This window comes from Alistipes senegalensis JC50 (assembly GCF_025145645.1).
Classification (GTDB): Bacteria; Bacteroidota; Bacteroidia; order Bacteroidales; family Rikenellaceae; genus Alistipes; species Alistipes senegalensis.
Map to the genome: position 1 here is coordinate 2,650,737 of NZ_CP102252.1, position 13,708 is coordinate 2,664,444.

At 50.9% G+C, this 13,708-nt stretch carries 9 protein-coding genes and 4 pseudogenes; 8 read left to right on the forward strand and 5 right to left on the reverse strand.

From position 1 onward, the window contains the following. Positions 1-67: 67 nt before the first annotated feature. From NQ519_RS10510 to NQ519_RS10520, 3 genes and pseudogenes are all read right to left on the reverse strand, one after another. Positions 68-1,195: pseudogene (locus tag NQ519_RS10510) on the reverse strand (helix-turn-helix domain-containing protein). 177 nt (positions 1,196-1,372) lie between these two features. Then, positions 1,373-2,503: pseudogene (locus NQ519_RS10515) on the reverse strand (DNA methylase); the annotation flags it as partial. Between the two features lie 321 nt (positions 2,504-2,824). Next, positions 2,825-3,187, reverse strand: coding sequence for a WYL domain-containing protein (locus NQ519_RS10520; RefSeq protein ID WP_083871083.1), 363 nt, complete (start codon positions 3,185-3,187; stop codon positions 2,825-2,827). Positions 3,188-3,211: 24 nt separating this feature from the next. On the opposite strand from NQ519_RS10520, the pseudogene NQ519_RS10525 reads away from it, so the two are divergent. The 6 genes and pseudogenes from NQ519_RS10525 to NQ519_RS10550 form a co-directional block, all read left to right on the forward strand. Then, positions 3,212-3,979, forward strand: a pseudogene (locus tag NQ519_RS10525) (helix-turn-helix domain-containing protein); the annotation flags it as partial. A gap of 235 nt (positions 3,980-4,214) precedes the next feature. After that, complete coding sequence (locus NQ519_RS10530) at positions 4,215-5,315, forward strand: DUF3575 domain-containing protein (protein ID WP_019151196.1); 1,101 nt, start codon at positions 4,215-4,217, stop codon at positions 5,313-5,315. A 16-nt stretch (positions 5,316-5,331) separates the two neighbouring features. Further along, complete coding sequence (locus NQ519_RS10535) at positions 5,332-6,219, forward strand: FimB/Mfa2 family fimbrial subunit (protein WP_026076622.1); 888 nt, start codon at positions 5,332-5,334, stop codon at positions 6,217-6,219. Between the two features lie 20 nt (positions 6,220-6,239). Continuing rightward, positions 6,240-7,127: a fimbrillin family protein gene (locus tag NQ519_RS10540; protein ID WP_019151194.1), complete on the forward strand. Its 888-nt coding sequence runs from the start codon at positions 6,240-6,242 to the stop codon at positions 7,125-7,127. A 34-nt stretch (positions 7,128-7,161) separates the two neighbouring features. Then, positions 7,162-8,964 carry a fimbrillin family protein gene (locus NQ519_RS10545; RefSeq protein ID WP_019151193.1) on the forward strand — a complete coding sequence of 601 codons (1,803 nt, stop codon included), beginning with the start codon at positions 7,162-7,164 and terminating at the stop codon, positions 8,962-8,964. 64 nt (positions 8,965-9,028) lie between these two features. Beyond that, positions 9,029-10,726 (forward strand): fimbrillin family protein, encoded by a 1,698-nt coding sequence (locus tag NQ519_RS10550; protein WP_019151192.1) that lies wholly within the window; start codon positions 9,029-9,031, stop codon positions 10,724-10,726. 122 nt (positions 10,727-10,848) lie between these two features. Here the strand turns inward: NQ519_RS10550 and NQ519_RS10555 are convergent, their stop codons facing one another. Further along, the gene (locus tag NQ519_RS10555) at positions 10,849-11,847 is read right to left on the reverse strand and encodes a competence protein CoiA (protein WP_019151191.1); all 999 of its coding nucleotides are present in this window, start codon (positions 11,845-11,847) and stop codon (positions 10,849-10,851) included. A 264-nt stretch (positions 11,848-12,111) separates the two neighbouring features. On the opposite strand from NQ519_RS10555, the gene NQ519_RS10560 reads away from it, so the two are divergent. Both NQ519_RS10560 and NQ519_RS10565 read left to right on the forward strand, forming a co-directional pair. Further along, positions 12,112-12,429 (forward strand): DUF2958 domain-containing protein, encoded by a 318-nt coding sequence (locus NQ519_RS10560; protein ID WP_019151190.1) that lies wholly within the window; start codon positions 12,112-12,114, stop codon positions 12,427-12,429. 70 nt (positions 12,430-12,499) lie between these two features. Then, on the forward strand, positions 12,500-12,889 hold the full coding sequence (locus NQ519_RS10565; protein ID WP_019151189.1) for a hypothetical protein: 390 nt from the start codon (positions 12,500-12,502) through the stop codon (positions 12,887-12,889). A 36-nt stretch (positions 12,890-12,925) separates the two neighbouring features. Here the strand turns inward: NQ519_RS10565 and NQ519_RS10570 are convergent. Continuing rightward, positions 12,926-13,705: pseudogene (locus NQ519_RS10570) on the reverse strand (IS3 family transposase); the annotation flags it as partial. Positions 13,706-13,708: the final 3 nt, after the last annotated feature.

Sequence of the window (13,708 nt, forward strand, 5' to 3'; positions counted from 1 at the left end):
TTTTGGGTTTTGTCGTTCAGGCTATTTTTTGTCGCTTGGGCTATTTTCCCCATCCACACACACCGTATTATTCCGCCTCTGTTTTCTTCCATTTAACAGGGGTACAGCCTGCATTTTCCTTGAACAGCCTTATAAAATGGCTTGGTGACAAAAAACCGGATTTCTCGGAGATGTCGGCTATCGTCAACCTCGGATATCGCGCAAGCAGACGTTTCGCATATTCTATACGAAGTCCGGTAATCCAATCGCGGAACGACATGTCATACGTAGTTTTGATGTACCCGGACAGGTAGGTGCGGTTGGTATGAAGCACATCTGAAAGCTCCTTTATGGTAAGGCCGGGCCGGATATAACCGTCCGCATCGATCCAACCTTTGATTTTTTTCGCTATTTCGGCATGGAAAAAGGGGTATCCTGCCTCTGTGCCTGTTCCCGGTTTGTGTGTGTCACACAGGTCTTCCTCTTCAGAAGTCATGCCATCCTCCATCGCGTTTTCCACCTGTTCGTAAAACAGCAGATAGTTCAGATAGCAAAGGAAGAGATAAATGTAGAACGGTACCGATGACAGAATCCAGATATAGATGTATTCATCAGGCAGGAAAGTAAGCAGTCCGCATCCCACACCGAATATGATAGCCCAGTAGGTGAAAATGGAGAGCCATTTGATATAGGCACCGATATCGTCCGCACGGGTGTCATCGAAAATGCGGATGACCCTGTGATAGGCCCGGAGAAGCCTACGGGTCAGGAACAGCCCATAGATAACCAACCATGCGGCCAAGGCAAACATCGCCGTTGTCTGTAAACCACCTTTGGGTAACAACAGCAGAACGATGCCGGAAAGGATGGAAAACAGTATCCATAGACAGATATGTGTCCGTAACCTACGTTTGGTGATATAAAAGCGGTCAAGCAGAGTGGTGAGGGCCGAACTGAACAGCCAGTAGCACAAAAAATAGGTGGCCAGGTTCATCAGGATGGCGGCATCGGTATTCTTGAACCTGATTCCAAAAAAGAAATGTACCGAATAGTTGGCTGCAAGTAACAGTATGGCTACCCCCATAATTCGCCGGGAACGCAGATAATTATTGAAAATGGCTTTTTCCGGGGTTGAAGCCAGCAAAAAATAAAAGCCGAAGAACGACATCAACGGTAGCGCAATGCAAAGTGAATAACTGTATATAGATGGTTCCATTTTTTATGCCTAACTATTTTATTGCAAAATTAGCAAAAATACTGAAAATATGGCGGATTTGCCGTGACGATTTACTTTCAACACCCTATTTCCCTTGCCACTATGGCATATTGATGAAAAAAGGCAGGAAAAGGGATGATATATCCCTAATCCTGCCACACATATCCGCACACTTGTTCACATTTTTATTCCTTTCGGTTTGCATACGAATCCCGCCCGTCCGATAACGATATGATCGGCAATGAAATTCCCAGACGGACTTCGGTCATTCGCCGGGCTGCGTATCTGCGGAGCATCTTCGGTTGGTTGTGACGGTACGTTCCGTACACCTTCCGTATCCGGCTTGACCTCCTGCCCGTCATTCTCCTTTTCGGCGACTTCGGGCACGGGCGGCGCAAGCTCCAACTGTATCTTGCGGTCGAGCGCGGCAAGTTCGGACTTCAACTGTTTCAGTTCATCTTCTTTTTTCCATACCTTGCCCGCTATTTTCTGCAACTGCGGAATATCCCTCTCCAATGCCTCGTTTTTCGCCTTGTACTGGTCAATGGTGGAGGGTATCTTCTCCAGTGCGTTCAGGAAGTTGCGTGCGGCGGCCACCGGGTCAGCCATCGCCAGATGCCCGTTGTTGTAGGTGTACTTGTAGTTCCCCTCCACCACGAAGCGGTTGTCGGTAAACTCCAGCCCCTCTTTGAGCATCCTCTCGCTGACCACCTTTATCGGGAAACCGTAAAGTTCTCCGACAGGATTGTACAGTCCGCCCGTCGTGGCGTTCTTGGCTATCTCCTGCAAACGCTTTCCGATAACCTTCTCATCCGAAGAAGAAACGCCGTCCTCCTTGACCGCATTCAGGCGGTTGCCCTCCTTGTCGGTCTTGACGACGGAAAGGAAACGGTTCCAGTCCTCCGTCATGGCATTGATGACCGCCGTGTTGTTGCGAAGTTCCCCCGTCTTGGCTTCCAATTTGAACTCCGAATCGCGCTTGCCCTTGCCCCACGACTTGCGTTCCCCTTCGAGCGATGCGATTTTCTTCTCCAATTTCGCCTTGTCGAGCAGGTCGGTGTTGCCGGAGAGCAACGCCATGTACTCCGAGAAGTTCATGCCCGACTTCTCGTCCATAGCCCCCTCGTCGATGGTACGCGCTCCCAACGCGCCGGACTTCAACTGCGAGATGAACGTCTGCTTGCAGTGCAGCAGGTTGAACTTGTAGCTGTCAAGCGACTTCTCCACGGCATAGATGATGACGTCCACGTTGTTACCGGCAAAATGCTTGGCAATCTCGTTGCCCGCCCTGACTCCCCGTCCATCCTCCTTGTTTGCAGCTGACAACCGGCGATAACTGTAAAGAGCAACTCCTTCCACGCTATTGGTTCAAGTGTGGAATTAAGGTAACAGGCTCTGACAAAGCCCACAAGTATAAATAAGCAACAGCCCACGCCTGTTTGAGACGTAAGGATATCAGCTTATTCTCTACTTGTTTTGAATTGTCAGATTCGTTACCTGAGAATAAAGCCAAACACTTTCCCGTGTTATGTATGTCTGCATTGCCTGCAACAGGCAGTACAAGATAAAGATAACAAAAATATCGAAACATAATACTAACTAAGTGTCCCCTTTTCGGGCTGTTGCATATTATTTGTCCATATTGCGATGCAATGCTTTTTCATATATTTCCGCGACTCTGCGGCGTAATGAAGCGGGTTTTATAACGGTTAACGAAGTGCTTCTGGAGAGTAACTCTATCACGAAATCGTTTGTAATTCGAAGCCGGACGCTTATTCTGAATTCATTTTCCGTATCGGTAAGGATGGTTTGCGAATGATGCAGCGGAACCGATTTCAGGAAACGACCGTCGAGAGCACTGTATGAAAGGACTATATCCTCTACCGGAATGTCCTCCTGATTCCAAATGCCGAAACAGTCTTTGAACAGATTGGCGATGTCGATGGTTTCGTCTCTTTCAAAAGTATCTGCAAGTATCTGAAAGTTGGAAATACGCTCTACGCCGAATAGTTTTAGTTATTATTGCTGCTGCCGGGTGGCGCCGTGCAGAATGTTGCATTGCTGGCTTTGGCAGCATGGCTGGTGATTTACGGGCTTGTGCTGGCCCGCAGGGTCATTGTCGCATACCGCAGAGCCGTCAGGATTTTCGATGACACGCATGCAGATGATATAGGGGCATATATAGAATGGCTGTCCACCTTTACCTATTGGGCACTTATCTTCGGTGTCGGATGCGGATTGCTGACATTCCTGCCTGACAAATATGTATATATCTGGGTGTTTTCATCAATCCCGTTCTACAGTTATCTTTTTCACTGTTATCAGAACTACCTGCTGTTCTATGAACAGGTAGAAAATGCGTTTGAGCAGGATATACAATCTGAAGAAGAACTTCTGACAAATTCGGGAACTGAACCCGAAATGGTTTCAGAAGAGGAAGTTCCAGTGTCCTATACAGAAATTATAGAGAAGGTGGACAACTGGATAAAGACAGACGGCTATGTCCAGCAGGGACTTACCATAAAAGAACTGTCCGAAATACTTCATACGAACCGTACCTATCTTTCCGCTTATATCAAGACTACGTATAAAATGACATTCCGCGAATGGATAACCGGTCTCCGGTTGGAGTATGCGAAAAACATACTGAAGGAGCATCCGGAAATCAATATACAGAAGCTGGCTGAGTCTTCCGGTTTTCTTTCCCGCAGTAACTTCATCAAATCATTTACCGAGAAGGAAGGATGTACGCCTGCCAAGTGGAAAAAAGCAAATCTGGAATAATTTGTGTGGTAAAAAGCCGATGAAAAAGGTCTCAGAAGCCCATTTTCAAAAAGTGCTCAAGCGACAAAAAAGTGCTAATTCGACAAAAAAGTGCTCAAACGACAATTTGAAAAGTGCTCAAACGACAATTTTTATAAAACGCTGTATTTTAACAGAAAAAGTTTTTGTAATATTTTGGGCGCTGAATGGCATTTATTACCTTTGGAGAAGACAAAGATAATAAATTCAAGTTTATATGAGCAGAAAAATCACTTTTCTCACCCTGTTTCTGTGGCTGATGACGGTAACTTTTCCTGTCATTGCGCAGCAGAAAGCAGACACGACCTACACCTTCCGGTTCGTTCCGCAGAAGGACATGTTCTACGTGCCTTGGAATGGCAATGACACGGAACTTGCCCGTCTGTTGGAATGTATCGAAAACAACAAAACCACAATTCTTGACGGCAAGCTGCCGCTATTGGTTGACGGCTACTGCAACTCGCTGGGCAGTGAAGCCGAGAACCTTGCCACGGCGAAGATTCGTGCCAACCGTGTGAAATCCGAACTGATTACACGCGCGGAAATAAAAGAGGAGAATTTCATTACCCGCAACCATGCGACTGAGGGTGACTTTGTTACCGTGCGCCTGACGGTACCGGTAAAGGAAACAGCCGTGACGGATGCGGAAGCGGAAGCACGACGCAAGGCGGAAGCCGAACGACTGGAAGCCGAGAAGCGTGCCGAACAGGAACGACTTGCCGAAGAGCAGCGTAAAGCGGAAGAAGCCCGACTTGCCGCTGAAAAGGCAGAAGCTGAGAAAGCCGCTCAACAAAATACACTTGCCGACACGCCGTCGGAAACCAAAATCACAACTGATTATCATCTCTCCCTGCGTGCCAACCTGCTGCGCTGGGCTACCCTGACACCAGATCTTGGCGTGGAATGGCGCATCTGCCCATCGTGGGGCATTGCCGTAAACGGCTCGTGGACTTCATGGACGTGGAGCGACAAGGACCACCGCTATGCACTCTGGGAAGTGGCTCCGGAAGTGCGTTACTATATGGGTGAGAAGAAAGCCTGGTATCTGGGCGCGCTGTTCAAGGCCGGACAGTTCAACTACAAGCTCTCCGAAACAGGCAAGCAGGGCGACCTGATGGGTGGCGGCATCACCGCCGGCTATCAGCTGCGGCTGAACAAGGCACTGGCTCTTGATTTCAACCTCGGTTTGGGCTACCTGAATGCCGATTTCGAAAAATATGAAGTCATCGACGGTGTACGTGTACGCCGCGGCAACGAGACAAAAAATTGGTGTGGCCCCATCAACGCCGGTGTGACATTGGTATGGAAGTTATTCTAATACGGAGGAATAGAGTATGAAAGCAAGACAATATATATATATGATGGGAATGGCAGCCGCCGTGCTGCTCTCTTCCTGCGTAAAGGACACGCTTTATGACACACCGCATCCCGACTACGGGAAGATTGCGGTGACAGCCGACTGGTCGGCCTGCGGTGAGGGTATCAACATACCTGCCACGTGGACGGTCACCATGGGCGACTATACGGGTACGGAGACTTCCGCCACCCATGCCCCCGACCATCTGTTTGCTCCGGGCAGCTACACCTTTGCGGTGTGGAATCCTGCCGAGGGAATCACGGTGAACGGCACCACAGCCACCATTGCCGCAGCCACGGGAAACCGAGCAGGCACGGATGCCTTTGTGAACAATGCCCCGGGATGGTTCTTCACCTATACGAAACAGATGAGCATCGAGAAAGACAAGGACTATCCGCTGACAGCCGCAATGAAGCAGCAGGTACGCGAACTGACGCTTGTCGTCAAACCGACGGGTGATGCCGCCGGACGCATCACGGAGATTGTTGCCCATCTGACGGGTGCCGCCGGAACACTCGACTTCGCAACCGATACCTACGGAGCCGCTTCGAACGTCGTGCTGCTCTTCACCAAGATTACCGAAGGTGACGATGCCGGCAAGTGGAAAGCCACGGTGCGGCTGCTGGGTGTGACCGGCACGGAACAACTGCTGACGGCTGAAATCCGCTATGCGGACGGCAACCCGAGCCCCACCACGCTGAAAAGCGACCTCACAGAAGCTCTCAAGGAGTTCAACATCGGAAAGGGCAAATCGCTGACCCTCGGCGGAACGCTGGTTGAGACTCCCGAAGGCATGGAAGTGGACGGAGCCGAAATCAACGGCTGGGAAGAAGTGAAAGGTGATGATGTAAATGCCGATTTGTAAATAATAAAATTATAGATATAATGAAGACAAGATTTTTTGCACTTGCAGCGCTCGCCCTCGCACTTGTAGCCTGCAACAACGACAACGAGAACCTGAACGGTGACCCCGTGGCCGCCCAGTTTACCGCCAACATCGCCCCCGCCACCCGCGCCAGCGGAACCACCTGGACTGCCGGCGACCGTATCGGCATCACCGACATCGGCAACGATTCCCAGTACGGCAACGTACCTTTCATCTTGAAAAACGGGAAATTTGAGGCAGAAGGAAAGGTTATCTATATCGAAGATATAAAGACACATACTTTCCGCGCCTACTATCCGTACAACGCGGCGGGAGGCATCCTCACAGCCACGACCGATGCCACGGCGCAGCAGAACCAGCCTGCCATCGACTTCCTCTTTGCTTCAGGAGCCACGGGAGACAAAAACAACCCGGTAGTAAGCTTCACCGACAAAACCGCCAAAGGCGGTGAAGACAACTCCTTCCACCACCGCATGAGCCAGATAACCCTTACCTTCGAGGCGGGCGACGGCGTGAATTTCAGCGTGGTCAAGCCTGAACGTTACACGCTGGACGGATTGTTACTCACCGGTACGTTCAACACGGCCGACGGTATTGCCACCGCAGACAACGGACTACAGACCGGAGAACTGACCATGAATCTGGCAGACGGCAATCTCACGTCATCGATCATCCTCTTCCCGCAGACAGTTGCATCACTGCCGTTGGTTGTGAATTACAAAGGTCGGGAATATCATGCCACACTCACCGTGCCCGAAGGCGCACTGCAGGCGGGCAACAACTATACCTATACCGTCAAGGTACGCAATAAAGTCCTTGAAGTCAGCGAAGCCACCATTGCAAAGTGGAACGATATAGACGGTGGAGATGTGGGTGCTGACCTGTAGGATTTTAATAATTAATCGATTAGAATGAAGAATTATGAGACATAGATTATTTATTCCCGCAGCCACCGCGCTGCTGTTCGCCCTCGCCGCCTGCACGCAGGACGAACTTGCTGACGATAACCGTCTGCCCGAAGGTGAATACCCCGTCGTCATCCGTGCCACCGGACTGTCCGTAGAAGCAACGCCGCTGGCAGCCCCTTCCACTCGTGCCGCTGTGGACGGCGATTGGCAGGGCGTCACTTCCGTGGCACTCAAGATGGGCGATGCGGTAAAGGAATACACCGTAACGGCTTCTACCGATTTCAAGAGTGCCACGCTCTCACGCGAGAACGACCCGCACTACTGGACCAGCCGCGACCCGATTACCGTATCGGCGTGGTGGCCCTTCGACAATGCCGACATCACACAGATGCCTGCCGTGAAGGTTGCAGAAGACCAAAGCAAACTGGCTGACTTCCAGAACAGCGACTTCATCTCTGCTGAGAACCGGAAGGTGGAATTTAACAACCCGACTCTTGAATTTACCCATCGCACGGCACGCGTGACTATCGAACTGAAGCCCGGCACGGGATTCACGAGCGTCGCCGGTGCCACGGTGAGCCTCGTGAGCCTGTCCGCCGATAACGGCAACCCGACCGCCATCAAAACCTACAACGCAAGCGGCAACACCTACGAGGCACTGACTGCCCCGCAGACCGTTGCGGCAGGCAAGCCGTTCGTCAAGGTGGAACTCGGCGGCGGCACCTTCTACTTCCGCCCGCAGAACAACGTTGTATTAGAAGCGGGCAGCCGCTATAAATATACCGTCAAGGTGAACGCCACCGGCCTGACGTTAGAGGGTTGCACCATCGGTAGCTGGGCTGACGGCGGCGGCGAGAGCGGCGCAGCCGAGGATTTGGGCTACATCTACGACAGCAACACCAATACCTACACGGTCTATAACGCCGACGGCCTGATGAATGTAGCCGAATTAGTGAACGGAGGTAAGACCGACATAAACATTACCCTCGACAAAAACATTGACCTCACAGGCAAAGGCTGGACGCCGATAGGCACAGACTACGACAACTCATACACCGGCACCTTCGACGGCGGCGGCCATACCATCACGGGGCTGACCGTTACGACAAATGACGAATATGCGGGTCTGTTCGGCTATCTCGGTAATTTCGGTAATGCCGCTGGTACGGTGAAGAATGTGGTGATGGAGGGCATACAGATAACATGCAATCACAGGTTGGGTTATGCCGGCGGCGTGGCAGGATTTAGCTGGGGCACCATTGAAAACTGCTCGGTGTCGGGCAGCATTAACGGCACGGTGAGCGTCGGCGGTGTGGTGGGTGCTCAAAGGGACCGTTCCATCACCGGATGCAGTTCCTCTGCCACAGTGAAGGGAACGCTCAATGTCGGCGGCGTGGCAGGTCAGACGAGTTTTGGTGCCACCTTGACCGCTTGCTATGCCACAGGCAACGTGATCATAGAAATAGACCGCACACAGAATATCTCTGGCGGCGGTCTGGTAGGATTCAACGACGGAATCAGCCTTCTTGCCTGCTATGCCACGGGCAACGTAACCAGTACGGGTAGTGGCACTGGCAATATGCATATCGGCGGCTTTTTGGGAGATAACTACACTACCGTGACCGCCTGCTATTGGAAGAACAATCATGAACAAGGCATCGGCTACAATAGGAGAAGCACCGAAGCCACGAAGGTGGACGGCTCTGTCGTTACCTGGCAGAAAGCCGTCGATACCATGAACACCGCCTTGCAGAACGCAGGCTCAGAGTGGCGTTACGAACTTAAAGGAGCATTGCCCACCTTGAGGAAGCAGTAAACCGTCGGGCGGAAAAAGTTCTGCCCGCAACGGAAAGAACCAGAGTAATAAAACAACAGATATAATGAAGATAAGATTTTTTGCACTTGCAGCGCTCGTCCTCTCACTTGCCGCCTGCACGCAGGACGAAGCGGACTTCCTGCCGGAAGGGGCGGAAGGCACACCCATCGTCTTCACCGCCACGGGGCTGAATCCCGCCGCGACAGCCATCGCCGGCACCCGTGCCCCGGTGGACGGCAATTGGGAGGGTGTGCAGAGCGTGGCAGTCCTGATGGACGGCACGGTGAAGGCATACGACGTGACGCCCTCCACCGCCGACCCCACCAGCGCCACGCTGACCTCCACCGACCCGTACTACTGGACCAACCACAACGACATCACCGTCACAGCGTGGTGGCCCTACACCGCTGGCGAGACAACCCCGCCTGCTGTGAAGGTAAAAGCCAACCAAAGTGCCCAGAAAGACTTTGAGACCAGCGACCTCATCGTAGCCGACGGGCAGACGGTGACCTACGGCAGCCCCACGCTCCGCTTCACCCACCGCACGGCGCGAGTGACCATCGTTCTGACGGACTACACCGAGGGACTGGCATCCGTGCGACTGACGGGTCTCTCCACCGAGAATGACAACCCAGCCGAAATCACCCCGTATGACAAGGGCAGCAACACCTACATCGCCCTCATAGCCCCGCAAAGTGTGGCAGCTGGCACGACCTTCATTACGTGCACCTTCACTAACGGCAAGACCTTCGTTTATAAGATGAAGAATGCTACCGACTGGCAGGCGGGCGGTGAATATACCTACACCGTCTCCCTCGCTGCGGCAAAAGACCTGGGCTATACCATAGAGAGCAACGGCAGCTACACGGTGACCTCCGCTGATGGCCTGATGAATATAGCCGAATTAGTGAACGGAGGTAAGAGCGACATTAACATTACCCTCGACACTGACATTGACCTCACAGGCAAAGACTGGACACCGATAGGCACAGACTACGACAACTCATACAAAGGCACCTTCGACGGTGGCGGCCATACCATTACGGGGCTGACCTTTACGACAAATGACGAATATGCGGGTCTGTTCGGCTGGCTCAATAGAGCTGGTACGGTGAAGAACGTGGTGATGGAGGGCGTACAGATAACAAGCAATCAAATATATGGCGGCAGTATTGGCGGCGTGGTAGGATATAGCTGGGGCACCATTGAAAACTGCTCGGTGTCGGGCAGCGTCAGCGGCACGGTGTATGTCGGCGGTGTGGTGGGTGCTCAAATAGGCGGTTCCATCACCGGATGCAGTTCCTCTGCCACAGTGAAGGGAACGGTCGATGTCGGCGGCGTGGCAGGTCAGACGAATTCGAGTGCCACCCTGACCGCTTGCTATGCCACGGGCAACGTGACCATAGAAATAAACCCCGCAAAGAATATCGCTGGCGGCAGTCTGGTGGGAATGAACGCAGGAAGCAGCCTCCTTGCCTGCTATGCCACGGGCAACGTAACCAGTACGGGTAGTAGCACTGGCAAAGTACATATCGGCGGCTTTTTGGGAAATAACTACACCACCGTGACCGCCTGCTATTGGAAGAACAATCATGAACAAGGCATCGGCTACAATAGGGAAAGCACCGGAGCCACGAAGGTGGACGGCACTGACGTTACCTGGCAGAAAGCCGTTGATGCCATGAACACCGCCTTGCAGACCGCAGGCTCAAAGTGGCGTTACGAACTTAACGGAGCATTGCCTACCTTGAGGAAGCAGTAAACCGTCGGGCGGAAAAGTTCCGCCCGCAACGGAAAGAACCGAAGTATAACCCCAATAAAGAAAGGAGGACGTGATGGAACACACGGAGAATCCACCATATAGGTTTTGGCATCAAGGCATTGTCAATAATGATATAGACTCCAGAAAGCATACAACTTTTCTTCTATGAGATGGAAATCGCCGAAAATAGCGTCGCAATAATAACAGCCGTGCGATAGGTAGCTATCGGCAACCGTCCGGCTATACCGTTTTTTTACCGGACCGACCTTGAGTTGTCGCCCCTCTTCCGTCTGTAAGAAATCTTGTACCGCGGTATAGACTCCCGGATGCTTGTCTATATCATGATCGTCCCACGAAGACCGCTCCACATCGAAATCGCAGTTGCAGACGCTCTTCAGACTTGGCTCTACCGTATAGCAGTATTGCAGCGTCCCGCACTTCCAGCATTTCATTTCAAAAAAGATGATAGTAACCTTCTGCTTGGGCGCTGATCTGATATGCTCGCAAAATTTCAACTTACGCGCCAGTAAATTACTTATCAATGCTTTTAACGGCATTTGAACTTTCCCTACTTGGGCAAGTATGTTTGAATTTTCGTCCTTGAATATTTTGAACGCAGGAGTCTCTTTGTCTGCAACTAAAGTTTTGTCATAATCCGACATTTCTTTGGGGGCTATGCGGAAAAACCAGCAACCTCTTACGTTCGATGCCTTATACCGTTCCTGCCGGAGGCGGGTTGCTTCATAAGTCTGCCGGCTCCATTGAACCTCGAAAGCAATCCTTTTACCTCCCTGTACAGCCAAAACATCCGCCCTCCAATCCGCTTCGGAAAATTCGGGGATGGCATTCCATCCCTGCTTCCGGCAAGCCTCCATGATCGCGACTTTCGCTTTGAGATGCTCTGCGGATTCGGGTTTCCAATCGCATGGATTTGCTGATTTCGAATGAACGAAATGTTTCAGGCCCTTGCTGCTCGTTCTCAAAAAGCCCTCTTGCCCGCAGCACGGCAATGTTAAAACGATTTCTTTGGCTTTAAGACGGGCTTTCAAAACACTCCATTCTTCGTCATTAAGATCGATGGAAACAATTACTTTGTCTTCTATATGAGCACGTAAAGGCATCTGCCGAAATGTATAAGGATTGTTAATGTCTCGGGTATATTACATCAATCCAAATATAGCGAATCCGAGCGAAACGAGCAAGTTTTGCGGAGTGAATCATCGTCGTCCTAATATTGATCACCGTATATTTTCTTACGCCGACCCGTCCAGCAAGATAGCCGCTGCATGCGACACGCCAAGGTCTTCGCCTTGTCTTTGTCGCCCGCAGCGGCTATTCGGCTCTTGCTGTCCGGGCGTTCCGGGCAGTCTGAAATTTTATTCTCTATGACACTGCTCACAAAACAGATCATCTCGAAATTCGAGAAACATCCTATCCACTCACAGGATGGGAAAGGAATGGATGCCGAAGTCCTCGTCAAGTATTTCAACCCCTGCGGCTCGGGCACATGGCTCATCACCGAAGCCGAACGCGAAGGCGACGACTGGCGCCTGTTCGGTTATTGTCATATCCACGAATGGGAGTGGGGCTACCTGATGCTCTCCGAGCTGGCATATCTTCGTCTGCCGTTCGGACTTACCATCGAACGCGACATTTACACGGCCAGGAAATACGTCCGGGATTTTCTACCGCAGGATGAATGACGGCAAAGGCCCCGGAATTTTACCCGGCCCTTGCCGATAACAGAATCATTACACAAAAAAGACTATAAATATGGCAACATTCGAAGAAAGAGCCGAACGGTTGAAGAAAGAGTTGGAAGAAGCTGCAAACGACGACCAACGTCGAAATCTGTCCCGCGAATACGAACTTACCTTGCGCCTGCTGCGCATCATCCGGGGAGAGGTCTTTACGCTCGACGACATCAATAAATGCCGCATGGAGATCATGCGACAACATCCCGGATACGATCGTCCCATAACGGCAGAATCGGGACTCCTGCTGGCTGCGGAGGCAATCCGCAAATCCTTCGGACGGAAATACTATCTGCCGCTTTACAAATATCCGATCCTCATCGATTTCGGAAAACCCGACGGGCAGATATGCGTGATCCATCCGAGCAACTTTATTAGCTATACGTCCAAAAAAGGAGGGGAAGAGTGATTGATGTGCACCCCAAAGTTTGGACTGATTAATAATTCAGATAGCATGAGCTCGGTATTGTACCGGGCTCATGTTGTTTAATGCGGTCTTTATTCGCTTGTTATTGTAGTAATTTATGTATTCCTCCAGTTCCTTACGGAAGTGATCGACAGACTCGAACTTCTGCAAATATAATAATTCTGATTTTAACAGTCCGAAAAAGTTTTCCATGACCGCATTATCCAAACAGTTTCCCTTACGAGACATGCTCTGACTAATACCTTTTTCACGCAGCCGATATTGATAGCGTTTCATCTGGTACTGCCAACCCTGATCCGAGTGAAGTATAAGTTCCGGAGTATCGGGCAGATCCTTTATGGCATCTTCAAGCATTTTCATTGTTTGGTAAAAGGTCGGATGTTCAGCTATATTATAACTTATTATTTCCCTGTTATATAAGTCCATAATAGGCGACAGATAAAGCTTCTTGCCGAACAGAGAAAATTCAGTAAGGTCTGTAACCCACTTTTGATTAGGACGTTCCGCCATAAAATTACGTTTCAGCAAGTCGGGCACCACGGCACCAACCTCTCCTTTGTATGAACGATATTTTTTTAGGCGCACCTGGCATTTAACTCCACATTCGTTCATTAACCTAAGTACCGTTTTATGGTTTATAGAATATCCGCGATTGTGCATCTCTACTGTGATACGGCGGTAACCATAACGTCCCTTATGATCGTGGTATATACTTACAATCTCGTTTTTCTCTTGTTTGTATTTATCGGGGAACTTTAACTGCTTCAGATGATAACAATAGCGTGGGAAGGGTATGTTCCG

Coding starts and splice junctions, on each gene's coding strand:
- NQ519_RS10545 (WP_019151193.1), top strand. CDS start 7,162: ATGAGACATAGATTATTTATTCCCGCAGCCACCGCGCTGCTGTTCGCC.
- NQ519_RS10565 (WP_019151189.1), top strand. CDS start 12,500: ATGGCAACATTCGAAGAAAGAGCCGAACGGTTGAAGAAAGAGTTGGAA.
- NQ519_RS10550 (WP_019151192.1), top strand. CDS start 9,029: ATGAAGATAAGATTTTTTGCACTTGCAGCGCTCGTCCTCTCACTTGCC.
- NQ519_RS10555 (WP_019151191.1), bottom strand. CDS start 11,847: ATGCCTTTACGTGCTCATATAGAAGACAAAGTAATTGTTTCCATCGAT.
- NQ519_RS10560 (WP_019151190.1), top strand. CDS start 12,112: ATGACACTGCTCACAAAACAGATCATCTCGAAATTCGAGAAACATCCT.
- NQ519_RS10535 (WP_026076622.1), top strand. CDS start 5,332: ATGAAAGCAAGACAATATATATATATGATGGGAATGGCAGCCGCCGTG.
- NQ519_RS10540 (WP_019151194.1), top strand. CDS start 6,240: ATGAAGACAAGATTTTTTGCACTTGCAGCGCTCGCCCTCGCACTTGTA.
- NQ519_RS10530 (WP_019151196.1), top strand. CDS start 4,215: ATGAGCAGAAAAATCACTTTTCTCACCCTGTTTCTGTGGCTGATGACG.